The 21,092-nt window shown below is 65.4% G+C and carries 24 protein-coding genes; 11 read left to right on the forward strand and 13 right to left on the reverse strand.

Annotation, left to right across the window (positions count from 1 at the left end):
• Nucleotides 1-43: 43 nt before the first annotated feature.
• The 6 genes from fliM to fliR are packed head-to-tail and all read left to right on the forward strand — an operon-like array spanning nt 44 to nt 4,007.
• Nucleotides 44-1,042: a flagellar motor switch protein FliM gene (gene fliM / locus EVC45_RS19920; RefSeq protein WP_129959897.1), complete on the forward strand. Its 999-nt coding sequence runs from the start codon at nt 44-46 to the stop codon at nt 1,040-1,042.
• Nucleotides 1,035-1,499, forward strand: coding sequence for a flagellar motor switch protein FliN (gene fliN, locus EVC45_RS19925; RefSeq protein ID WP_129959899.1), 465 nt, complete (start codon nt 1,035-1,037; stop codon nt 1,497-1,499). The genes fliM and fliN overlap by 8 nt, the downstream gene beginning before the upstream one ends.
• Nucleotides 1,496-2,065: a flagellar biosynthetic protein FliO gene (gene fliO, locus EVC45_RS19930; RefSeq protein ID WP_129959901.1), complete on the forward strand. Its 570-nt coding sequence runs from the start codon at nt 1,496-1,498 to the stop codon at nt 2,063-2,065. Before fliN ends, fliO begins: the two co-directional genes overlap by 4 nt.
• The gene (fliP, locus tag EVC45_RS19935) at nt 2,065-2,874 is read left to right on the forward strand and encodes a flagellar type III secretion system pore protein FliP (RefSeq protein ID WP_129959903.1); all 810 of its coding nucleotides are present in this window, start codon (nt 2,065-2,067) and stop codon (nt 2,872-2,874) included. The genes fliO and fliP overlap by 1 nt, the downstream gene beginning before the upstream one ends.
• A 34-nt stretch (nt 2,875-2,908) precedes the next feature.
• Nucleotides 2,909-3,178, forward strand: coding sequence for a flagellar biosynthesis protein FliQ (gene fliQ, locus EVC45_RS19940; protein ID WP_129959905.1), 270 nt, complete (start codon nt 2,909-2,911; stop codon nt 3,176-3,178).
• Between the two features lie 46 nt (nt 3,179-3,224).
• Nucleotides 3,225-4,007 (forward strand): flagellar biosynthetic protein FliR, encoded by a 783-nt coding sequence (fliR, locus tag EVC45_RS19945; RefSeq protein WP_129959907.1) that lies wholly within the window; start codon nt 3,225-3,227, stop codon nt 4,005-4,007.
• Nucleotides 4,008-4,084: 77 nt separating this feature from the next.
• On the opposite strand, the gene flgL is transcribed toward fliR, so the two are convergent.
• The 12 genes from flgL to EVC45_RS20005 form a co-directional block, all read right to left on the reverse strand.
• The gene (gene flgL / locus EVC45_RS19950) at nt 4,085-5,311 is read right to left on the reverse strand and encodes a flagellar hook-associated protein FlgL (RefSeq protein WP_129959909.1); all 1,227 of its coding nucleotides are present in this window, start codon (nt 5,309-5,311) and stop codon (nt 4,085-4,087) included.
• Between the two features lie 11 nt (nt 5,312-5,322).
• Nucleotides 5,323-7,317, reverse strand: a complete 1,995-nt coding sequence (gene flgK / locus EVC45_RS19955) for a flagellar hook-associated protein FlgK (RefSeq protein WP_129959911.1) — start codon at nt 7,315-7,317, stop codon at nt 5,323-5,325.
• A 213-nt stretch (nt 7,318-7,530) separates the two neighbouring features.
• Nucleotides 7,531-8,304, reverse strand: a complete 774-nt coding sequence (locus tag EVC45_RS19960; protein WP_211193448.1) for a flagellar brake protein — start codon at nt 8,302-8,304, stop codon at nt 7,531-7,533.
• 423 nt (nt 8,305-8,727) lie between these two features.
• The gene (gene flgJ, locus EVC45_RS19965; RefSeq protein WP_129959913.1) at nt 8,728-9,735 is read right to left on the reverse strand and encodes a flagellar assembly peptidoglycan hydrolase FlgJ; all 1,008 of its coding nucleotides are present in this window, start codon (nt 9,733-9,735) and stop codon (nt 8,728-8,730) included.
• Nucleotides 9,736-9,747: 12 nt separating this feature from the next.
• Entirely contained in the window at nt 9,748-10,917 is a 1,170-nt protein-coding gene (locus EVC45_RS19970) for a flagellar basal body P-ring protein FlgI (protein ID WP_129959915.1), read from the reverse strand.
• A 2-nt stretch (nt 10,918-10,919) separates the two neighbouring features.
• On the reverse strand, nt 10,920-11,618 hold the full coding sequence (flgH, locus tag EVC45_RS19975; RefSeq protein ID WP_211193450.1) for a flagellar basal body L-ring protein FlgH: 699 nt from the start codon (nt 11,616-11,618) through the stop codon (nt 10,920-10,922).
• A 29-nt stretch (nt 11,619-11,647) separates the two neighbouring features.
• Nucleotides 11,648-12,436, reverse strand: coding sequence for a flagellar basal-body rod protein FlgG (gene flgG / locus EVC45_RS19980; protein ID WP_129959919.1), 789 nt, complete (start codon nt 12,434-12,436; stop codon nt 11,648-11,650).
• A 22-nt stretch (nt 12,437-12,458) separates the two neighbouring features.
• Entirely contained in the window at nt 12,459-13,217 is a 759-nt protein-coding gene (gene flgF, locus EVC45_RS19985; protein ID WP_129959921.1) for a flagellar basal-body rod protein FlgF, read from the reverse strand.
• Between the two features lie 17 nt (nt 13,218-13,234).
• On the reverse strand, nt 13,235-14,749 hold the full coding sequence (locus EVC45_RS19990; protein WP_129959923.1) for a flagellar hook protein FlgE: 1,515 nt from the start codon (nt 14,747-14,749) through the stop codon (nt 13,235-13,237).
• A gap of 43 nt (nt 14,750-14,792) precedes the next feature.
• Nucleotides 14,793-15,515, reverse strand: a complete 723-nt coding sequence (locus tag EVC45_RS19995; RefSeq protein ID WP_129959925.1) for a flagellar hook assembly protein FlgD — start codon at nt 15,513-15,515, stop codon at nt 14,793-14,795.
• A 10-nt stretch (nt 15,516-15,525) separates the two neighbouring features.
• Nucleotides 15,526-15,951 carry a flagellar basal body rod protein FlgC gene (flgC, locus tag EVC45_RS20000; protein ID WP_129959927.1) on the reverse strand — a complete coding sequence of 142 codons (426 nt, stop codon included), beginning with the start codon at nt 15,949-15,951 and terminating at the stop codon, nt 15,526-15,528.
• Between the two features lie 129 nt (nt 15,952-16,080).
• Entirely contained in the window at nt 16,081-16,578 is a 498-nt protein-coding gene (locus EVC45_RS20005) for a flagellar basal body rod protein FlgB (protein WP_129959929.1), read from the reverse strand.
• 216 nt (nt 16,579-16,794) lie between these two features.
• On the opposite strand from EVC45_RS20005, the gene flgA reads away from it, so the two are divergent.
• The 5 genes from flgA (at nt 16,795) to EVC45_RS20030 (ending at nt 20,240) form a co-directional block, all read left to right on the forward strand.
• On the forward strand, nt 16,795-18,282 hold the full coding sequence (flgA, locus tag EVC45_RS20010; RefSeq protein WP_129959931.1) for a flagellar basal body P-ring formation chaperone FlgA: 1,488 nt from the start codon (nt 16,795-16,797) through the stop codon (nt 18,280-18,282).
• A gap of 177 nt (nt 18,283-18,459) precedes the next feature.
• Nucleotides 18,460-18,819, forward strand: a complete 360-nt coding sequence (flgM, locus tag EVC45_RS20015; protein WP_129959934.1) for a flagellar biosynthesis anti-sigma factor FlgM — start codon at nt 18,460-18,462, stop codon at nt 18,817-18,819.
• Between the two features lie 94 nt (nt 18,820-18,913).
• Complete coding sequence (locus EVC45_RS20020; protein ID WP_129959936.1) at nt 18,914-19,360, forward strand: flagella synthesis protein FlgN; 447 nt, start codon at nt 18,914-18,916, stop codon at nt 19,358-19,360.
• Nucleotides 19,361-19,650: 290 nt separating this feature from the next.
• Nucleotides 19,651-19,833 carry a type II toxin-antitoxin system HicA family toxin gene (locus EVC45_RS20025; RefSeq protein ID WP_129959938.1) on the forward strand — a complete coding sequence of 61 codons (183 nt, stop codon included), beginning with the start codon at nt 19,651-19,653 and terminating at the stop codon, nt 19,831-19,833.
• Nucleotides 19,830-20,240, forward strand: a complete 411-nt coding sequence (locus EVC45_RS20030; protein WP_129959940.1) for a type II toxin-antitoxin system HicB family antitoxin — start codon at nt 19,830-19,832, stop codon at nt 20,238-20,240. The genes EVC45_RS20025 and EVC45_RS20030 overlap by 4 nt, the downstream gene beginning before the upstream one ends.
• A gap of 93 nt (nt 20,241-20,333) precedes the next feature.
• Here EVC45_RS20030 and EVC45_RS20035 read toward each other — a convergent pair whose 3' ends face one another.
• A complete protein-coding gene (locus EVC45_RS20035; RefSeq protein ID WP_129959942.1) occupies nt 20,334-21,068 on the reverse strand; it encodes an RNA polymerase sigma factor FliA in 735 nt (244 codons plus the stop codon).
• Between the last annotated feature and the right edge of the window lie 24 nt (nt 21,069-21,092).

Below are 21,092 nucleotides of genomic sequence, written 5' to 3' on the forward strand. Positions count from 1 at the left end.
CACCGCCATCATCAATCGCCAAGGGACGCACGAGGAATAAGCAATGGGCCACGAAGAGTTCATGTCCCAGGAGGAGGTCGATGCCCTTCTGAAGGGCGTCACCGGCGAATCCGACACGGAATCCGAGCAAGGCGACCGCACGGGCGTACGCCCGTACAACATCGCGACGCAGGAACGCATCGTCCGTGGCCGGATGCCGGGCCTCGAAATCATCAACGACCGTTTCGCGCGTCTGTTGCGCGTCGGCATTTTCAACTTCATGCGGCGCTCGGCGGAAATCTCCGTCGGCCCGGTGAAAGTGCAGAAGTACAGCGAATTCACGCGCAATCTGCCGATCCCGACCAACCTGAACCTGGTCCACGTGAAGCCGCTGCGCGGCACGTCGCTGTTCGTGTTCGATCCGAACCTCGTGTTCTTCGTGGTCGACAACCTGTTCGGCGGCGACGGCCGTTTCCATACGCGCGTCGAAGGACGCGATTTCACGCAGACCGAGCAGCGCATCATCACCAAGCTGCTCAATCTGACGTTCGAGCACTACACGGCGTCGTGGAAAAGCGTGCGCCCGCTGCAGTTCGAATACGTGCGCTCGGAAATGCACACGCAGTTCGCCAACGTCGCGACGCCGAACGAAATCGTCATCGTCACGCAGTTCTCGATCGAGTTCGGCTCGACGGGCGGCACGCTGCACATCTGCATGCCCTACTCGATGATCGAGCCGATCCGCGACGTACTGTCCTCGCCGATCCAGGGCGAGGCGATGGACGTCGACCGGCGCTGGGTGCGCGTGCTGTCGCAGCAGGTGCAGGCGGCCGAAGTGCAGCTGACCGCCGACCTCGCGCAGGTGCCGGTCACGTTCGAACAGATCCTGAACATGCGCAAAGGCGATGTTCTGCCGATCAACATCCCCGAGCACATCACCGCCAAAGTCGACGGCGTGCCGGTGATGGAATGCGGCTACGGAATTTTCAATGGTCAGTACGCGTTGCGGGTCCAGAAGATGATCAGCGCAGCCGACACGATGAAGGAAGGTGGATATGAGTGAACTGAACTCAAAGCCCGAGAGCGATCTCGCGGCAGCCGAGCAACTCGCCGCCGGCGCGCTGTCCGCCGCGGACGACGACGCGGGGATGGACGACTGGGCCAGCGCGCTCGCCGAGCAGAACGGCAACGCCGAAATCAACCCGGCCGCGGGCGGTGTGTTCCAGCCGCTGTCGAAGGTCGAGCCGACCACGACGCACAACGACATCGACATGATCCTGGACATCCCCGTCCAGATGACCGTCGAACTCGGCCGCACCAAGATCGCGATCCGCAATCTGCTGCAGCTCGCGCAAGGCTCGGTCGTCGAACTCGACGGCATGGCCGGCGAGCCGATGGACGTGCTCGTCAACGGCTGCCTGATCGCCCAGGGCGAAGTGGTGGTCGTCAACGACAAGTTCGGCATCCGGCTGACCGACATCATCACGCCGTCCGAACGCATCCGGAAACTGAATCGATGAAACGTTTGGCAGGTCGCGGCGGGTTGCCCGCGTCGCGCAAGCTTTTGTCGCGGGCCGTGAACAAGGTGCTGGCAGCGTGCGCAACGGTGTTCTCTGCGTCCACCGCCGCGCACGCCGCCGACATGAACGCGGTCAACAACGCCGCGAAAATCGCGTCGGGTGTCGGCGCGGGCAGCGCGGTGCCGGCGCTCGGCGTCGGCGCGGTGCTGCAAACCTTCGTCGGGCTCGCGGTCGTGATCGGCCTCGTGTTCGGCTGCGCGTGGCTCGCGCGACGCTTCGGCCTGCAACCGGGCCAGCGCGGGGGCCTCGTGAAGACGGTCGGCGGCGCTTCGCTCGGCGGCAAGGAGCGCGTCGCGGTCGTCGAGATCGGCGATACCTGGCTCGTGCTTGGCGCCGCGCCCGGCAACGTGCGGCTGCTGCATACGATGCCGGCGGGATCCGCCGCGGCCGATGCGCTCGCCGCTTCGCCCGCACCGCTCGCCGGCACCTTTGGTCAACGCTTTCGCGACGCCCTGAAGGGTGAAGTGGGCAAACGTTTCAACGCGCACGGCGGCGGGGATCGGTGATGCAGGTCAGTTTCAGGCAGTCAGGCTGGTTCTTCACGCTCACGCGCCGGGTGGCGCGGGCGCTCCCCACAGTGCTTCGACTCGCGCTGCCGGCACTGCTGTTCGCGCTGCCCACGCTATCGTTCGCGCAAACCGCCGGCCTGCCGGCCTTCACGACGAGCCCCGGCCCGAACGGCGGCACGACCTACTCGCTGAGCGTGCAGACGATGCTGCTGCTCACGATGCTGTCGTTCCTGCCCGCGATGGTGCTGATGATGACGAGCTTCACGCGCATCGTGATCGTGCTGTCGCTGCTGCGCCAGGCGCTCGGCACGACCACCACGCCGCCGAACCAGGTGCTCGTCGGCCTTGCGCTGTTTCTGACGTTGTTCGTGATGTCGCCGGTGCTCGACAAGGCCTATAACGAAGGCTACAAGCCGTTCTCGGAAGGCACGATTTCGATGGACCAGGCGGTGTCGCGCGGCGTCGCGCCGTTCAAGACCTTCATGCTGCGTCAGACCCGCGAAAGCGACCTCGCCCTCTTCGCGCGCATCTCGCACGCGGCGCCGATGCAGGGGCCCGAAGATGTGCCGCTGTCGCTGCTGGTGCCGTCGTTCGTGACGAGCGAGCTGAAGACCGGCTTCACGATCGGCTTCACGATCTTCATCCCGTTCCTGATCATCGACATGGTGGTCGCGAGCGTGCTGATGTCGATGGGCATGATGATGGTGTCGCCGGCGACGATTTCGCTGCCGTTCAAGCTGATGCTGTTCGTGCTCGTCGACGGCTGGCAGTTGCTGCTCGGCTCGCTCGCGCAGAGCTTCGTCTGAGCTTTTTCGACTCCTCGTTCTCCAGGCACTCACGATGACACCCGAAGCAGTCATGACACTGGCCCACCAGGCCATGTACATCGGCCTCATGATGGCGGCCCCGCTGTTGCTCGTCGCGCTCGTCGTCGGTCTACTGGTGAGCCTGTTCCAGGCGGCCACCCAGATCAACGAAACCACGCTGTCGTTCATCCCGAAGCTGCTCGCCATCGCGCTTACGCTGGTGATCGCCGGGCCGTGGATGCTGACCACGATGCTCGACTATCTGCGCCACACGATCACCAGCATTCCGACGCTCGTCAACTGAGCGCCGCCGGCACGTCGACGCGCTTGCGCTCTCTCCTCCCCGCTCCATGTTCACGGTCACCTACGCGCAACTGAACGTCTGGCTGACCGCGTTCCTGTGGCCGTTCGCGCGCATCGCCGCGCTGATCGCGACCGCACCGGTGTTCGGCAACACGTCGCTGCCCTCGCGCGTGAAGATCGGCCTTGCCGCGTTCACGACGATCATCGTCGCGCCGACGATCGGCGCGCTGCCGCAGGTCACCGTGTTTTCCGCCGCGGGGGTGTGGATTCTCGTCAACCAGTTCCTGATCGGCATCGCGCTCGGCGTGACGATGCAGGTCGTGTTCCAGGCGATCGACGCGACCGGCTACTTCATCGGCCTCGGCATGGGCCTCGGCTTCGCGACCTTCTTCGACCAGCAGGCGACCGGCTCCGGCGTCGTGATCTCACGCTACATGACGACGATCGCGACGCTGGTGTTTCTCGCCGTCGACGGTCATCTGCAGATGATCGCCGCGCTCGTGACGACGTTCCAGTCGGTGCCGGTGTCGGCGAACCTACTCGCGCCGCATGGCTGGCAGGCGCTCGCGAACTGGGGCGGCTCGATCTTTTCCGCGGGGCTGCTGCTGTCGTTGCCGGTCGTCGTCGCGCTGCTGATCGCGAACCTCGCGCTCGGCATTCTGAATCGCGCGGCGCCGCAAATCGGAGTCTTCCAGATCGGCTTTCCGCTGACGATGCTGGTGGGCCTGCTGCTCGTGCAGCTGATGCTGCCGAACATGATCCCGTTCTTCGTGCGGCTGTTCGATGGCGGCATCGATCAGATGGGGCGGATCGCGGCGGGGCTCAGATAGCGCCGCGCAAGTCTCGAACCGCGGACGTAAAAAAACCGGCTCGCGCCGGTTTCTTTCTTTGAGCCGCCGCAGCGGCATCAGTTGTTGATGTACTGGAACAGCGACATGTTCTGGATCTTCACGAACGCTTGCTGCGATGCCTGCAACGCGGCCTGCGTCAGCGTGTACTTGCTGATCGCGGAGACCATGTCGGTCTGGGTCAGGTCCGCGAGATTGCTTTGCGTTTGCAGCGAGTTGGTCTGCGTGACCGTTTGCAGCGCCTTGACTTCCTGCTCGCGGCCGCCCACCGATGCCTGCACCCCGGTGACGTTGTCCAGCGTGTTGCCAAGCTGCGACACGCCCGTATTCAACGCGTTCTGCAGCGTCGCCGCGGCCGCAGCGTTGCCGCTCACCGGCTGCTGGAGCGCAGCGATCATCGCGTTCAGGTTCGCGAACACGTTGGTGCCCGCCTGGTTGGCCGGCTGCACCGTGAATTTGTCGTTGGCGGCCGGCGTGCCGGTGATTTCGACAGTCTGACCCGCGATCGTGATGTCCGCGCCCGCCGTGTACGGCTGCGCCGTACCCGCGACCCCGGTCGTCGTGTCGGTGACCGTGTAGGTGAGCGAGCTGCCGCTGCCGCTGAACTGGATCTGGTACGAGTCCGCGTTGCCCGCGTTGGTGGGATCGTTGACCGACACCGAGCCGATCACGCCGCTGCCGGTATTGGCCGAGTTGCCCGAGGCGATCGGCTGCGCGTTGGTCGCGCCGACGCTCATGAACACCGACAGCCCATTGTCGCCGGTCGCGACCGAGTTGCTTTCGGTGACCTGCACGGTGCGCGAGCCGGTGTCGCCCGTGTAGGCGACGTTGCCGGCCGCATCGGTCGTGAAGGCCTGAGTTGAATTCTGGAAGCCGGCGAACAGCGCATTGCCCGTGCTGTCGGTCGAATTGGCGTAGGTGACGAGCTGATCGCGCAGCGTGGTCAGTTGCGCGGCGATCGCGGTGCGGTCGGCGTCGTTCAAACCGCCGTCGCCCGCGCGCAGGGCCAGCGTATTCGCGCTTTGCAACGTCGTGATGACGCCGGAGAGCGTCGAGTCCTCGGCCCCCAACGACGACAACGCCGCGTTCTGGTTCGTCGTGTACTGCGACAGCGCGGACGCCGTCGAGCTGAGCTGCACGGCCTGCGCGGCGCCGAGCGGATTGTCGGCGGGCGTGGTCAGGCTCTGGCCGCTCGAGATTTCCTGATAGATCTGCGACAACTGAGCCTGCTGATTGCTCATGTTCGCGACGTTCATGCCGAAGTATTGCTGGGTCGAAATTCGCATGGTTCAACGCCTTACGAGAAGATGCCAAGCAAAGTCTGGAACAGCGTCTGCGCGGTCTGGATGACCTTGCTGTTGGCCTGATAGAGCTGCTGGTACTGAAGCAGGTTGGCCGCTTCTTCATTGATGTTGACGCCCGACACCGACTGCTGCGCCGACGTGATCTGCGTGACGAGCGTGCTTTGCGCGGTCGCCGACGTCTGGATCTGCGTGGTCTGGTTGCCGATGGTGTTCACGTAGCTCGCGTACGCGCCCGTCAGCGTCGCGGTGCCGCCGTTGAGCACCTGCGCCGACGTCAGCTTCGACAGCAGTTGCGCGTTGCGGCCGTCGTTGCTCGCGCCGGTGTTCGGTCCGATCGTGAACGAGTCGCCGCTGGCGGGCGTGCCGCTGATCGTGACCGTGACGTTGTTCATCACGCCCGCGCTCGTCGCATTGGTCGGGTTGGTGATCGTCAGGGTCGCACCCGAGCTCGGCGAGTACGGCACCGCGGTCGTCGTCGCGCTGATCGTGTACGAAGTCGACGGCGAGCCGGCGACCGTCACCACCGAGCCGACCGGGAAGCCGGTCAGGCCGGTGCCCGCGGTGTAGGTGATCGTCGAGGTGCTGGTCGGTGCGCTGTAGCCGGCCGATACCGTGCCTTGCGAAACCGTCATGCTGCCGGTGTTCGACGTCGACGCCGTCGCGAGCACCGGCGCCGCGGCCGCGATCGACGAGGCCGAGGTGGTGGTCAGCGCGAAGCCGTTCAGCGCGCCGCGGGTCGGCTCGACCGAGAACGAGTCGCCGGCCTTCATCGTGCCGCTCGCGACCGAAAACTGCAGGCCGCCGATCGGGTTGTTCAGGTTCGCCGCCGAGCCGACGATGCTGCCGGTCTGGTTGTCGGTCAGCGTGTAGGCGGTGCCGTTGTACGACAGCGTGTAGTCGCTCGTGGTCGGCTGGGCCGCGTTCGCGAACGAGACGCCGAGCGTCGCGTTGCCGGTGTTCTGCGGGTTCGCGTACACGGTCGGCGAGCCGACCGTGAACAGCGCGCCGCCGGCGGTGCCGTTCAGCGTGATGCCGAGCTCGTTCTGCGCGTTGACCTGCGCGGCGAAGCTGGTCGCGATCGCGCCGAGTTGCGCCTCGGCCGGATCGAGCGTTTGCGAGCGGAATTGCAGCAGGCCGCCGAGCGTGCCGCCGGACACGCTCGTGTCGGACAGCGTCAGCGGGGTCGGCGCCGGCTTCGCGCCGGCCTGGCCGAGATACTGGACCGACAGCTCGCTCGGGTCGCTCGTCGAGGTCGCCGTGCCGAGGTTGAAGCTGTTGCCCGCCAGCACGAGCGGCTGCCCGCTCGACATGAACAGGCTATAGCTGCCGTTGTCCTGCACGACCGATACGCCGATCAGTTGGGACAGATTCGACACCGCCTGGTCGCGTTCGTCGAGCAGCTGGTTCGGCGGCTGGCCCTGGTTGCTCGCCTGCGTGATCTGCGTGTTCAGCGATGCGATCTGCGCGGTATAGGTGTTGATCTGCGTGACCGAGTTGCTCAATTGCGTATTGACGCTCGAGCGCAACTGGTCGTACTGCTGGCCTGCCGCGTTGATCTGGTTCGCGAGCGTCTGCGCGTCGCTGATCGCGGTCTGCCGCGTCGACACGCTCGACGCGTTGTTGGCGACGTTCTGCAGGCCCGAGAAGTAACCGTTGATCGCGCTCGCAATCCCCGTGGTCGGACTGCCGACGAGGTTGTTGAGCTCGGTGATCATCGTGTTGTACGCGGTGAGCGAGCTGCTTGTCGACTGCGCGTTGTTCAGCTCGGTCGTCAGATACTGGCTGTACGCGCGCGTCACAGTGTCGGTGGAGACGCCCATCGGCAGGTAGCCGGAGCCGGTGTACGTGCCGCCCGTCTCCGAATACACCGGGGTTTCCATCGTGTAGCCGGGTGTCGACGCGTTGCTGATGTTTTCACCGGCCGTCGTCAAACCCCATTGGGCTGCCTGGAGTCCGCTGAGGCCGATAGTCAAGAGATTGCTGGACATGCGTCATCCTGAAGGGCGGCATCGCAGACATGCCACCGCGTTAGTGGAACATCCTCTTTAACGGCCCGCCGTGCGAAAAATTGAGGGCCATTCCACTTCGTTTGCGCTCGCTGCGCGGTCGCCTCCGACGCGAGTGCAACGTTTGCTTCGCCAGTCAAAACGTTCGCGCGGCGCCGTGCGTCATGCGCACGGCGCCGCGCGTCAACTCGGTGCTCAGCGCGACAGCGAGCGGCGCTTCATTTCGAGCTGCGTGATCAGCCGCTGCAGCGTGTTTTCCGCGCTGCCCGGCAGCGTCAGGAAACGGAAGCCGAGCTGATAGCGCTGCGTACCATTCGGCATCGCGAGCGAGCGATGCGACACGAGTTGCAGATCCAGCGACAAACGGCCCAGCGCGCCGAGCTTGAGTTCGCAGTCCATCAGGCGCGCGCCCATCGGTAGTTCGGCGACGCGCAGGTCGGTCGTGCGCATGCCGACGCCACCGAGCGACAGGTCGTGCACCTCGAAGCGGAACGTGTCGCCGTCGGGCAGCCGGCCGGTACAGGTGTACGGGTCGAGAATCGGCGCGGCGACGCGGAAGTACTCGCGGCGCTGCACGTAGAACAGCACCTCGGGGAAGTCGGCCTCGAAGGCCGGCAGTCCCTCGAAGCGCGTTTCGCGCGGCGTCGTGGTCGAGAAGTCGACGCGCACGCCGTCGGGCGACGCGTGGAACTGGCAGCGCGGTGCGCTGAGCAGCCCCGCGTTCTGATCGGGGAGCGCGCCCCAATCGAAAGTGAAAGTACGCTCGCGCACGTCGACGTCGAGCAGACGCGTGACGAGCTGGCCGCCCGCATATTCGACGGTGAGGAAATCGCCGCGGTTGACGAGATTGCGCAGCTGCACGCCGATTTCCAGCGGGTTGCGGCGGCCGAAATCGGGAACGCCATCGTCTTGCGTGGCGTGCGGGTGACCGTTCGTGTCAGTCAGGCCGTTCGACTGGTTCATATCCATGGGCTTGCCGGTAAGCATGTTCTTGCGGGCACGTGCCTGGGCCTGGCCATTGACTCTGAGGGTCTTCATGCAAAGCCGCAACACGCGCGTTCGACCGGACCTTACAGCGCTGTTCCGGTATCGGGTCTAACTCGTTAGCGGCAGCATCGAGCGAAAATTTAGGGGCTCAATTTAAATATTCGCCGGAAATTTCACGCAAACGTTAAAACCGTATCCGCCCCATTTTCCACGATTTTGGTGACGCGGTATTTTATGCCGCTTCTTTCTGATGTCTTTTTGTCGCCGCGGCTTTTATACCGAATTTACCGGTAACGTTTAAACCGCATTGAATTTCATCCGGTCGCGGAACGGCCAACCGCCTGCTCGCGGCCGCACCTTCTCCGTCTCTCCTGCACGTGAGCCCATCACGTGCATTATTTTTAATCAGCCCATTTTCTGCATGATCGACATCAGCTTTTTCGCGTAATGCGGATCGGTCGCATAACCGGCGCGCTGCATGCCGTTGGCAAAACCGTTCACGTCGCGCGACGAATTGATCACCTGCGCGTAACGCGGATTGCTCTTCAACACGCTCGCGTAATCGGTCATCGCTTCCTCGTACGAGTCGTACGCGCGGAATTTCTCGACCGTGCGATGCGGCTTGCCGTTCACGTATTCGGTCGTGACCGTCGACACAGTCTTGCCGGTCCAGTCGTTACCCGCCTTGATGCCGAACACGTTGTGGCTCGTCGAGCCGTCGGCCTTCTTGATCTCGCTCTTGCCCCAGCCCGATTCGAGCGCCGCCTGACCGATGATGAAGCGCGCCGGAATGCCGGTCGCCGCGCTCGCGGCCTGTGCCGGCGCGGCGAGCTTGTCGACGAACGCGTCGACCTTCGGCGAGCTGCCGTCGCCGCGCACCGGCGGCGTCAATGCGCTATTGGCGGAGTAGGCCCGGCCCATCGCGAGCTGGCCGTTTGCCGCGGCATTGCCGTAGGCGCGCGCGAGCGCGTTCAACGCCGCGCTCTGGCCTTCGTCGCCGCCGCCGCTGCCGCCACCGAACGCGTTGGCCATGCCGGCGAGACCACCCGCCGCGCCCGTGCCGTTCGCGCCCCCCGCCTGCATGCCCTGGTTGCGCATCAGCTGCTTGAGCATCGCGTCGGCGACGCCGATGCCCTTCTTCGACAGCTGCTGCGCCATCTGCTGATCCATCATCGACGTGAAGGTCGCCGTGTCGTGCGAATCGAACGGACCATCCTGCGGCGTCGCGTCGCGCATGCTCTTCAGCATCATCTGCGTGAACACGGCGTCGAACTGCTGCGCGGCCATCTTCATGCCCGCCTGCGGCGAGGTCTTCGCCTGCGCGCTCAGCGCGCCGAAGCCCTGCACGTCGAGCGCGAAGCGGCTGGTCAGGTCGTTCGCGGAGTTGACGCTATTGGTCGGATCCGAATTCATCTGCCGTGCTCCTTAGATGATTTCCAGGTCGGCGCGCAACGCACCGGCTGCTTTCATAGCCTGCAGGATCGACATCAGATCCGCGGGCGTCGCGCCGAGCGCATTGAGCCCCTTCACCACTTCGGCGAGATTCGCACCGGCGTTCACGAGTTTCAGCGCGCCGTTGTCCTGCTTCATCTGGATCTGCGACTGCTGCGCGACCACGGTGCGGCCGTTCGAGAACGCGCCCGGCTGGCTCACCACCGGCTGCGTATTGATCACGACCGACAGATTGCCGTGCGCGACCGCGCAGTTCTGCAGCGTGACCATCTGGTTCATCACGATCGAGCCGGTGCGGGCGTTCAGGATCACCTTCGCGGCCGCCTGCGCGGGCCGCACTTCCAGGTTTTGCAATTGCGCCATGAACGAGACCTGCTGCTGCGCGTCGGCCGGCGCGCGCAGCTGGATCGTGCGGCCGTCGAGCGCGGTCGCGGTGCCGCTGCCGAACGCGTTGTCGATCGCCGCGACGACGCGCTGCGTGGTGTCGTAATCCATGTCGTTCAGGTCGAGCTGCATCGTGCCCGCCTGCGATACCGAGGTCGGCACCGAGCGCTCGACGATCGCGCCGCTGGTGATACGCCCCGCCGCGAGCTGGTTGACCTGCACCTTGCTGCCGTTGGCGCTCGCGCCCGCGCCGCCCACCGCGACGTTGCCCTGGCCGAGCGCATACACCTGGCCGTCGGCGCCCTTGAGCGGCGTGAGCAGCAGCGTGCCGCCGCGCAGGCTCTTCGCATTGCCGAGCGACGACACGGTGATGTCGATCGCTTCGCCCGGCCGCGCGAACGGCGGCAGCACCCCGGTCACCATCACGGCGGCGACGTTCTTCAGCTGGATGTTCGACAGCGACGACTGAGAGTTGCTCGAACCCGCCGCCTGGTTGTTGATCGAGATGCCGAGGTTCGCGAGCATGTTCGCGAGCGTTTGCGTCGTGAACGGCGTTTGCGTGGTCTGGTCGCCGGTGCCGTCGAGGCCGACCACGAGGCCATAGCCGATCAGCGGGTTGTCGCGCACGCCCTGGATCTGCGCGAGATCTTTCAGGCGCTCCGCGTACGCGGGCGTCGCGGCCGGCAGCGCCGCGCAGGCGAGCGCGACGAACATGAGTGCGCGACCCGCGCGCGACAGCGTGTTGAAAACAGTACCCATGATCACCACGGCGACACGTTGAGGAAGAACCGCTGCAGCCAGCCCATCGTCTCCGCTTCGTTGATGTAGCCCTTCGCGGAGTATTCGATTTTCGCGTCGGCGACCTGGGTCGAGTACACGGCGTTCAGGCTCGAAATCGTGTTCGGATTGACGACACCTGAGAAGCGCACGAATTCATTGCCCTGATTGATCAACATCTGTTTCTCACCGCTGACGACCAGGTTGCCGTTCGGCTGCACGCCGGTCACGGTCACCGTGATCGTGCCGTTGAACGTATTCGACGCGTTCGCGCCGCCGGTGCCGGCAAAACCGTTCGCGCCGGCCGCGCTCAGATTGGTCTTCGCGAACAGGCCGCCGAGAAAGCCCGCGGTCGGCACATTGAAACTCGTGGTGCCGTTGCGGCTCGCATTCGCGCCCGAGTTCTTCGTCGCGTTGATGTTCTCCGCGATCACGATCGTGATGATGTCGCCCACGTTGCGCGGCCGCTGGTCTTCGAATAGCGGACGGCCCGCGTAGCCCGGGTTGTAGATCGAGCCCGGCGCCTGCGCTTGCGGCGGAACCGGCGGCAGCGCGATCATCGGCTGCTGCGTGATCGGTTCCCTCGGCAGTTGCGCGCAGCCGCCGAGCGCGGCGACCAGCGTGAGCAGCGCGAGCGCCTCGGCCGTGCGCGAATGAACCGGAGTACGAGTGGAGTGCGACATCATCGTTTACCGCCTTAAATATCCAGTCCTCAAACCTGCATCTGGCTCAAGGTCTGCAGCATCTGGTCGGAGGTCGTCACGGCCTTGCTGTTGATTTCGTACGCGCGCTGGGTCTGGATCATGTTGACCAGCTCCTGCACGACGTTCACGTTCGACGCTTCCACGTAACCCTGGTTGAGCGTGCCCGCGCCGTTCAGGCCCGGTTGCGCCACGTTCGGCGCACCCGACGACGCCGTTTCCGCGAACAGGTTCTCGCCTTTCGCGTCGAGGCCGGCCGGGTTGATGAAGGTCGCGATCTGCATCGTGCCGAGCTGCTGCGTGTTGCTCGAGCCGGCCACGGTGATCGACACCGCGCCGTCGCTGCCGATCGTCAGCGAGGTCGCATTGGCCGGGATCGTGATCGCCGGAATCACCTGGTAGCCGCTCGACGTGACGAGCTGACCCTGCGCGTTGGTCTGGAACGAGCCGTCGCGCGTGTAGGCAGTCTGGCCGTCGGGCATCTGCACCTGGAAGAAGCCCGCGCCGTTGATCGCGACGTCCTTCGAGTTGCCGGTCTGCTGCAGGTTGCCCTGGGTGTACAGACGCTCGGTCGCGACCTGCTGCACGCCGGTGCCGAGCTGGATGCCGGACGGCAGTTCGGTTTGCTGCGTCGAGTTCGCGCCGGGCTGGCGGATGGTCTGGTACAGCAGATCCTCGAACACCGCGCGCGAGCCCTTGAAGCCGTTGGTGCTGACGTTCGCGAGGTTGTTCGAGATCACGTCCATCTGCGACTGTTGCGCATTCATGCCGGTAGCGGCGATATAGAGTGAGCGGTTCACTTATGGTTCTCCTGTGTCGCCGTTAGCTGAAGCTGAGCAACTGGTTGGCGGACTGATCGTTCTTGTCGGCGTTTTGCAGCAACTGCGTCTGCATCTGGAACTGGCGCGCGTTGGTGATCATCGAGACCATCGCGGCGACCGGATTTACGTTGCTGCCTTCGAGCGACGCCGGCGCGAGCGTCACGGTCGGATCGGCGTCGGCGGGGTTGCCGTCGGCGGTGCGAAAGAGACCGTCGTCGCCGCGCGTGATCGACTGCGGATCCGGATTGACGAGCTTCAGCTGATCGACCGTGACGACCGCGGTGGGCGGGTCGCCCGGCGTCAACGCCGACACCGTGCCGTCCTTGCCGATCGTGATCTGCGCGCCCGGCGGCACCGACACCGGCCCGCCGTTGCCGAGCACGACCTGATTGGTCGCGTTCACGAGCTGGCCGTTCTCGTCGATGTGCAGATTGCCCGCACGCGTGTAGGCCTCGTTGCCGTCGGCGGTCTGCACCGACAGCCAGCCCGGCCCCTGAATCGCGACGTCGAGCGGATTGCCCGTCTGCTGGATCGGCCCCGGCGTGTAGTCGGCGCCCGGTGTCGACGACAGCACGAACGTGCGGGTCGTGTCGTCGTTGATCGAACTGCCGTCGCCGAACGACATCGGCACGGCGCGGAAGGTTTCGAGCTGCGCGCGAAAGCCCGTGGTCGACGCGTTCGCGAGGTTGTTCGCGACGATCGCCTGCTGTTCGAGCGCCTGCGCGCTGCCCGACATCGCGGTGTAGATCAGCCGATCCATGAAGAGGTCCCGTTGGCTTACAGGTTGATCAGGGTCTGGTCGACGGCCTGCTGGGTCTTGATCGTCTGCGCGTTCGCCTGATAGTTGCGCTGCGCGGTGATCAGGTTGACCAGCTCGCTCGTCAGATCGACGTTCGAGTTCTCGACCGCGCCGCCTTGCAGCACGCCGTGATTGGTCGAGCCCGGCGTCGAGATCTGCGCGACGCCCGAGGCCGCCGTCTGGCCGTACTCGTTGTTGCCGAGGTCGACGAGGCCGTTCTGGTTCGAGAAGTTCGCGAGCACGATCTGGCCGAGCGCCGCGGTCTGGCCGTTCGAGTAGTTGCCGGTCAGCGTGCCGTCGGCGCCGACCGTGAAGCTGGTCAGCTGGCCCGCCGCGTAGCCGTTGGTCGACAGGTTGTTCACGCCGTCCTTGCCGCCGTATTGCGTGGTGGCGCCCATGTTCAGCGTGACGTTCTGCGGCGTGCCCGAACCGTCGGTGGTCGGCAGCGACATCGTGAACGCGCCGAGCGTCGCGGTCGCGAGGCCGGTCGTCGCGTCGGTCGTGCTGACCAGCGTGCCCGACGAGTTGAAGTTCGCCGTGCCGATCTTGGTCGCGGTACCGGTCGACGTGCCCGCGTACACGTCCCACGTGCCCGAGGCCGTCTTCGCGAAATACATATTGACGGTCTGCGAGCCGCCGAGCGTGTCGTAGACGGTCGTGCTCGTCGAGTAGTCGTAGGTCGAATTGGAGTTCTGGTTGAACGTGGTCGGGTTCTGCGTGACCGTGTAGCTGTCGTTCGCCACCGGCGTGCCGCTGAACGTGATGCTCTCGCCGTTGCCGAGCGTGATCGCGGTGCCGGCCGTGTAGGTCTGCGCCGCCGTGGTCGTGCCGAGCGTGTTGTCCGTGACCGTATAGGTGGTCGGGCTCGTGAAGTTAATCGTGTACTTGTCGGTGTTGGTGCCCGCGGCCGCGTTCGTGATCGTCGCGCCGGTCGTGGCCAGCGTACCGGCGTTCGTGGCGCCGGCCGTCACGGTCGGCGCGCCGAGCATGATGTTGTCCTGCGCGTTCAGGTTCAGGCCCGCGGTGATCGAGGTGGTCGCCTGCGGCGCGATGTTCGTGGTCGGCACCTGCAGCGGCACGGTCTGCGCGGTGTTGATGATGCCGGCGCTGTTGGCCGCGTAGCCCATCAGGTTGAGGCCCTGCGCGTTCGTGATGTAGCCGTTCTTGTCGAGCTGGAACACGCCGTTGCGCGAATAGGTCAGCGTGCCGCTGTTCGACATCTGGAAGAAGCCGTTGCCGTTGATCGCGACGTTCAGCGCCTGGTTCGTCGTCGTGATCGTGCCTTGTGAGAACTGCTGCTGCACTTCGGAGAGTTGCGTACCGATACCGATCTGCTGGCTCGTCGCGGTCGCGACCGAATTGGCGTACATGTCGGCGAATTCCGCGGTGCCGCTCTTGAAGCCGACGGTGTTGGCGTTGGCGATGTTGTTGCCGATCACGTCGAGATCGCTCGACGACGCTGACAGACCGCTCAAACCCGTTTGGTAACTCATGACGTACTCCGTATCTGGAAAGTCGTAACTGGATGGATCCGGATTACAGGATCGCTGCGACGCTGGTCAGGCCGACCGTCGAGCCGTTCGACAGCACGAGGCCCGGCGTGCCGCCGCTCTGCTGGACGACGCTTTCGACCGTCGCGCCGGTGAGCGTGGTGGCGGTCGCCTGCTGGCCGTTGATCGTGCCGGTCGCGGTAATCGTGTAGGTGCCGTCGGGCAGCGTGTTGCCGGCCGTGTCGGTCGGCGTCCAGCCGACCGGAATCGTGCCGGCCGACTGCTTGCCGAGATCGAGCGTGTTGACGATCGTGCCGGCCGAGTTCTTCACCACGACCTGCAGGTCGCTGACGGAGTTCGCGAGCGTGACGCCGAATTCGTTCGCCTTGCCGCTCGCCACGGTGATCGTGTTGCCCGTGGCGAGCACCGTCGAGCCGATCAGCAGCGCGGCCTGCGATTGCTGGCCCGCCGACAGTTGCGTCGACAGCGAGGAGAGCGACGTATTGAGCTGGCTGATGCCCTGCACCGTGCTGATCTGGGCGAGCTGCGAGGTCATCTGCGAGCTGTCCATCGGATTGGTCGGGTCCTGGTTCTTCATCTGCGCGACGAGCAGTTGCAGGAAGGTGTTCTGCAGATCCGCCGGCGAGGTGCCCGAGGTGCCGCTCGTCGAGCCGGTCGCGCTCGAACTGCCGCTCGTGCCGTTCATCGTGTCGAGCAGCGTTTGCGAAACGGTCGTGCCGCTGCCGCCGATCGTGGTGTTGGTGGTCAAGGCTCTCTCCTCAGGTTCCGATCGTGAGCGTTTTCAGCATCAGGGTTTTGGCCGTGTTCAGCGTTTCGACGTTGGCCTGGTACGAGCGCGAGGCCGAGATCATGTTGACCATCTCCTGCACCGGGTCGACGTTGGGCAGCGTCACGTAGCCGTTCGCGTCGGCGGCCGGATTGCCGGGTTCGTACGCGGTCTTCATCGCCGACGGATCGTCGACCACGCCGGTCACCTGCACGCCGCCGACCTGCTGGCCGGAGCCCGAGCGCGCGCCGCCGAGCGGGTTGACGGCGAACACGACCTGCTTGGCCTTGTACGGCTGGCCGTCGGGGCCCGTCGTGCTGTCCGCGTTGGCGAGGTTCGACGCGGTCACGTTGAGCCGCTCCGACTGCGCCGACATCGCGGAACCCGCGACACCAAAAATATTCATCAGGGATGGCATGTTTCCTGACCTCTCCTGCCGGTTCGCACCGGCTTCACGTTAAGTCCCGTAGCGTTTCTGTTCATGCGTGCGTGCCGCCTGTATTCAGCTGCTCTGCACTCTGCTGTTGTGCCGTCCGACGTACGCGGCTTACGAGCCCGACGTGATCGCCGACAGCATCGTCTTGATCTGGTTCGACACGACCGTCATGCCCGACTCGAAGTGCACCGTGTTGTCGGCGAACTGCACGCGCTCGGTGTCGACGTCGACCGTGTTGCCGTCGAGCGACGGCTGCAGCGGAAGCCGGTATTGCAGCTTGCCGTAGTCGTCGGGGCTGCCGCCCGTCGCGCTCAGCGTGGCCTTGCCGCTCATGTGACCGGCCTCGGTCGTGTTCATCGACATGCCGCTCGTCACGCCCGCGGGTTGCGTCATCGCGAGCGTCGAGCCGTTCGATGCGCCCTGCCCGGCGGTGCTGCCGCCCGTCTTCTTCAGCGCGCCGGCGAGCGACGACGCGAAGTCGATATCGCGGGCCTTGTAGCCTGGCGTGTCGGCGTTCGCGATATTCGACGACAGCAGTTCCTGCCGGTATGCGCGCACATCCATCGCCTGCCGGCCGAAGGCGAATTCGGCATCGAGTTTGTCCAGCATGGGAATCTCCCGGGTACGTTTCCAAGGCCGTCCGGTGCGCATCGTGCGAGACACGCGGCCGGTGCGAAGGCCTTTTTGCATGTGATGCATCTTATGGGCCGGGCGCAAGCGGCAATCGGACGAATAACCGGGAAAGGGGGCTTCTATTCAACGTTTGCGCGCGAGGGGTGCTCACTAGAATGCAAGGCGTACCGATGCATTCGATGGAGACTCGCGATGGACCAGCCCACCAACACCTTGCCGCAGCGTGCGAGCGGCACGACGATGCGTCGCGTGGGTGGGCGTTCGGTCGATGAGCGGGGTGATGGTTCGGAGGGCGCGCTCGCGCAGCCGGTACCGCGCTCCTTGTCGCGCCGCGTTGCGCATTGCCTGACGCGGGTGGTCGTCAACGTCGTGGTATGGGTCGCGGGCGGGATCGTGTTGCTACCGGCTACGACCAAGGCGCAGGATGCCGGCGGCCCGATCGTCATTCCGGGGCCTGCCGAGAAAAATCCTGCCGCGCTGAACGATCTCGCGCAACGGATTCAGACTCCCGCGCAGCGTGGCGCGTCGGCGGCGTTACTCGCGGCGGCGACCGCGCAATCGCTCGGCCGCGCACCCGCCGCGCGCGACACCGATGCGTTCGCGCGCGCCTCGAGCGCGAGCGGTGCGATCGTCATTCCGGGCGCCGGCGAGTCCGCTGCGGCCGCGCCGGCCATCATTCGCACCACCTTCAAACCGGACGCGAACGGCGTCGTGACGATTCCGCCGGCGGCCAGCACCGGAGCGTCGGGTGTGGCGCGCGTCAATGTCGAAGCGGCCCCGGCCGCCGGCGTCGCGAGTCCGCGTGCGGCTGCTGCCAATGCGCCGCAAGTCGGCGGTTTCGACGATCTCGCGTCGCGCGGCGAGCCGCCCGAGTTCGGCGCGAACGGCAAGCCGATCGCGGCCGCTGCCGCGCAGCGGGCCAATGCCTCGATCGCGAGACTGCCCGTGACGTCGCCTGGCGCGCGGCCACCGGCTGCCAACGCCATCGCACCGAGAACACCGCAGAGCGCTACCGCCGCGCCGGCCGCGCAACCCGCACAAGCCGCGCCGCTGCCGGGCCAGCAGGATCCGGAAGCGATTCATGCCGCTGCGCTCGCGTTCCTGCAACAGCAGTCCGTCGGCCTGCCCGGCAAGGTCGACATCATGGTCGCGCCGGCGTTTCCGCGCGGCCTCGCCGCGTGCACGTCGCTCGAACCGTTCATGCCGACCGGCGCGCGCCTGTGGGGCCGGCTGACGGTCGGCGTGCGCTGCGCTGGAGAGCGGCCGTGGACGATCTATCTGCAGGCGCGCATCTCGCTGCACGCGACCTACTACCTCGCCGCCCGCGCGATGGCGCCGGGCGAAGTGCTCACGGCCGCCGACCTCGTCGCGCGTGACGGCGACCTGACCGGCCTGCCGCAGGCGATCGTCACCGATCCGTCGCAGGCGGTCGGCTCGGTGTCGCTAGTGCGAATCGCGGGCGGCATGCCGCTGCGCCGCGACATGCTGAAGAGCGCGTCGGCGGTGGTGTTCGGCCAGACCGTGCGGGTCATCGCGGCCGGCGACGGTTTCTCGATTTCGTCCGAGGGCAGCGCGATGAACAACGCGTCGCCGGGCCAGCAGGTGCGCGTGAAGACCGCGAACGGCCAGATCATCTCCGGCATCGTCAAGGACGGCGGCACGGTGGAAGTGCAGATGTGAGCGGGTTCACGGAAACGACCACGCTCGAAGCCGTCGGCGCGGCGGCAGCCAGCGCAGGCGCAACAGTGTTGAAAGGGGCGGATGGCCACCGGTTGGCGGGCCGGGTGTCGAGCGATTGCGCTAAAGTTTTGATCAGCGGTTGCCGTTATCAGGATCAAATCGTTAGGGAAGCCAATCGTGAAAGTCGATCCCACCACCTCTTCGAATCTGCCGTCGTTGAAAGACGCTGTGTCCCGTTCGCAGCAAAGCGGCGAAGCCACGCCGGCAGCCAGCGCCACGCAGGGCGCGGCGAGCACGGCCGCGCCGTCCGCGAGCAGCGCGTCGGGCGACACCAGCGTGAGCCTGTCGGGTCTGTCGCAACATCTGCGCAGCCTCGCGGCCTCCGGCTCGGCCGACATCGACACCGCGCACGTCGAGTCGATCAAGCAGGCGATCAAGGACGGCACGCTGCAGATCGACTCCGGCAAGATCGCCGACGGCGTGCTGCAGACGGCACGCGACCTGTTGCAGAACAAATCCTCGTCGACCGGCAACTGATCGGCATTTTGCCGCGCGGTGACCTGCCGGGCGGCGTCCGACCAACTCGGTTCGCGCGTCGTTCGCGAGCCGGTGTGCGTAGCGAGTTGTAGACATGAAAGACGCCCTGGTTGCTACCCTGATCGAAGAATATTCGACCGTCGAGGCATTCGCCTCGATCCTCACTCTCGAAACCAAAGCGCTGACAGCGGTCTCGCCGCTGGAGCAGTTGCCCGCGATCGTCGAGAAGAAAACCGAATTGATCGGCGTGCTCGCGAGGCTCGAAGCGGCCCGCGACACGCAACTGGGCGAACTCGGCTTTCCGGCCGGCTGGTCCGGCATGGAACTCGCGGCAAGCACCGACGCGCGCGTCGCGACGCAATGGAAGCTGCTGCAGAAAGCCGCGGATCGCGCGCGGCGCGTCAACACCAACAATGGCGAACTGATCCGCGTGCGGATGGACTACAACCAGCGCGCGCTGAAGGCGCTGCAGGTCAACGTGCCGCGCAAGACGAATCTGTATGGGCCGGATGGGCGAATTCCGGCTTATTCGGGACTTTGATCGGCCCGCCGGCCGCCCTGCCATCGAGCAATATCCGAAGTGAGTGAAGAAGGCCCGTCATCGACGGGCCTTTTCGTTTTCCGCCGCCGACTTTTCACCCGTTTCCCCTTCCATCCCACGCTGCGTTAGCCGTTCGGCTAGCTGGCGCTAGTCCACCCCGGCACGTTGAAATGGTGACTTCGTTCGAGCTTTCGCCAGCGCCGCGGCGGCGACGTCGCAGCACATCGACAGGCGGAATCTTGCCCGCTGGTTAGATTGTGTAGGTGTGTGTATAATTGAGGGTATGATGTATGAACAGTGCCGAGGTCGTCAAATTGATTCAAGCGAATGGCTGGCAGCTCGTCCGCATAGCGGGCAGTCACCATCATTTCAGGCATACGGAAAAGCGGGGGCTCGTCACCGTCCCGCATCCGAAAAAAGATCTGCCGGCCGGCACCCTGAACAGCATTCTGAAACAGGCGGGGCTCAAATGAAGCATCTGATCTTTCCGATCGCCATCGAACCCGGAGACAACACGCACGCATTCGGCGTCGTGGTGCCCGATATTCCGGGCTGCTACTCCGCGGGCGACACGCTCGAACAAGCGTATGTAAACGCGAAAGAAGCGATCGAATCGCATCTCGAAACCTTGCTCGACGAAGGGCTGCCGCTCCCCGAGCCTCTGACGCTCGGCGAGCATCGTCGCAATCCCGAGTTCGCGGGGTTCACATGGGGTTTCGTGACAACCCGCAATATCCCGGCGTTGAAGAAGGCGGTCCGCATCAACATCTCTCTGCCCGAGGTACTGGTCCAGGAGATCGACGCGTATGCACAGGCGCGCGGTATGTCGCGCTCGGCTTTTCTCGCGCTCGCCGCCGAGCACGAGATGGCGGACGCATGAGCAGCGGCAGGCGGCACGGGCCCGCATCGGCGGCGGCGCACTGCCGCATCTGAAAAAAGCGCTTGAAAAACGGCGGGCCGCCCCGCGCCGGCGTCAGTTCGCTTCGGCGTTCGCCCAGGCCATTTCGCGCAGCCGGGCGCGCAGGCGCGCCACGGCCTGGCTGTGCAACTGGCACACGCGCGACTCGCTGACTTCCATCACCGCGCCGATCTCGCGCAGATTCATGCCGCGCTCGTAGTACAGCGACATCAGCAGCTTCTCGCGCTCCGGCAAGCGGTCGATCGCTTCGACGAGCGCCGAGCGCAGGCTGTCGTCGAGCAGCGCCGACAGCGGATCGGAATGATCGACGCAGTAGCGGTCCAGAAATGGTTCGTCGTCGGCGGAGCGGTCGAAGTCTTCGTAGTAGATCAGCTGGCTGCCGTGCAGGTCCTGCAGCATCGACTGATATTCGTCGAGCGGCATCTGCAGGTGCTCGGCGACCTCCGCCTCGCTCGCCGAGCGGCCGAGGTTCTGCTCCACCTTATGCACCGCGGTTTCCACTTCGCGCGAGGTGCGGCGCAGGCTGCGCGGCAGCCAGTCGTTGCTGCGCAGCTCGTCGAGCATCGCGCCGCGAATCCGCTGGCTGGCATAGGTCTCGAACTGCGCGCCCTGGTCTTCCTTGTAGCGGCCGGCGGCATCCAGCAAACCGATCATGCCGGCCTGGATCAGGTCGTCGAGATCGACGCTCGCCGGCATTTTCGCGACAAGCTGCAAGCCGAGTCGACGCACGAGCGGTGCGTACTTCGTCAGAACTTCGGCTTGAGAGATCTTTCCCTGAGCGTTGTACATCGTGCTCCCCTTATCCTTCGTGCG

This window comes from Paraburkholderia sp. UYCP14C (assembly GCF_004197395.1).
GTDB lineage: Bacteria > Pseudomonadota > Gammaproteobacteria > Burkholderiales > Burkholderiaceae > Paraburkholderia.

Coding starts and splice junctions, on each gene's coding strand:
- fliM (WP_129959897.1), top strand. CDS start 44: ATGGGCCACGAAGAGTTCATGTCCCAGGAGGAGGTCGATGCCCTTCTG.
- fliN (WP_129959899.1), top strand. CDS start 1,035: ATGAGTGAACTGAACTCAAAGCCCGAGAGCGATCTCGCGGCAGCCGAG.
- fliO (WP_129959901.1), top strand. CDS start 1,496: ATGAAACGTTTGGCAGGTCGCGGCGGGTTGCCCGCGTCGCGCAAGCTT.
- fliP (WP_129959903.1), top strand. CDS start 2,065: ATGCAGGTCAGTTTCAGGCAGTCAGGCTGGTTCTTCACGCTCACGCGC.
- fliQ (WP_129959905.1), top strand. CDS start 2,909: ATGACACCCGAAGCAGTCATGACACTGGCCCACCAGGCCATGTACATC.
- fliR (WP_129959907.1), top strand. CDS start 3,225: ATGTTCACGGTCACCTACGCGCAACTGAACGTCTGGCTGACCGCGTTC.
- flgL (WP_129959909.1), bottom strand. CDS start 5,311: ATGCGAATTTCGACCCAGCAATACTTCGGCATGAACGTCGCGAACATG.
- flgK (WP_129959911.1), bottom strand. CDS start 7,317: ATGTCCAGCAATCTCTTGACTATCGGCCTCAGCGGACTCCAGGCAGCC.
- EVC45_RS19960 (WP_211193448.1), bottom strand. CDS start 8,304: ATGGATATGAACCAGTCGAACGGCCTGACTGACACGAACGGTCACCCG.
- flgJ (WP_129959913.1), bottom strand. CDS start 9,735: ATGAATTCGGATCCGACCAATAGCGTCAACTCCGCGAACGACCTGACC.
- EVC45_RS19970 (WP_129959915.1), bottom strand. CDS start 10,917: ATGGGTACTGTTTTCAACACGCTGTCGCGCGCGGGTCGCGCACTCATG.
- flgH (WP_211193450.1), bottom strand. CDS start 11,618: ATGTCGCACTCCACTCGTACTCCGGTTCATTCGCGCACGGCCGAGGCG.
- flgF (WP_129959921.1), bottom strand. CDS start 13,217: ATGGATCGGCTGATCTACACCGCGATGTCGGGCAGCGCGCAGGCGCTC.
- EVC45_RS19990 (WP_129959923.1), bottom strand. CDS start 14,749: ATGAGTTACCAAACGGGTTTGAGCGGTCTGTCAGCGTCGTCGAGCGAT.
- flgC (WP_129959927.1), bottom strand. CDS start 15,951: ATGCCATCCCTGATGAATATTTTTGGTGTCGCGGGTTCCGCGATGTCG.
- EVC45_RS20005 (WP_129959929.1), bottom strand. CDS start 16,578: ATGCTGGACAAACTCGATGCCGAATTCGCCTTCGGCCGGCAGGCGATG.
- flgA (WP_129959931.1), top strand. CDS start 16,795: ATGGACCAGCCCACCAACACCTTGCCGCAGCGTGCGAGCGGCACGACG.
- EVC45_RS20020 (WP_129959936.1), top strand. CDS start 18,914: ATGAAAGACGCCCTGGTTGCTACCCTGATCGAAGAATATTCGACCGTC.
- EVC45_RS20025 (WP_129959938.1), top strand. CDS start 19,651: ATGAACAGTGCCGAGGTCGTCAAATTGATTCAAGCGAATGGCTGGCAG.
- EVC45_RS20030 (WP_129959940.1), top strand. CDS start 19,830: ATGAAGCATCTGATCTTTCCGATCGCCATCGAACCCGGAGACAACACG.
- EVC45_RS20035 (WP_129959942.1), bottom strand. CDS start 21,068: ATGTACAACGCTCAGGGAAAGATCTCTCAAGCCGAAGTTCTGACGAAG.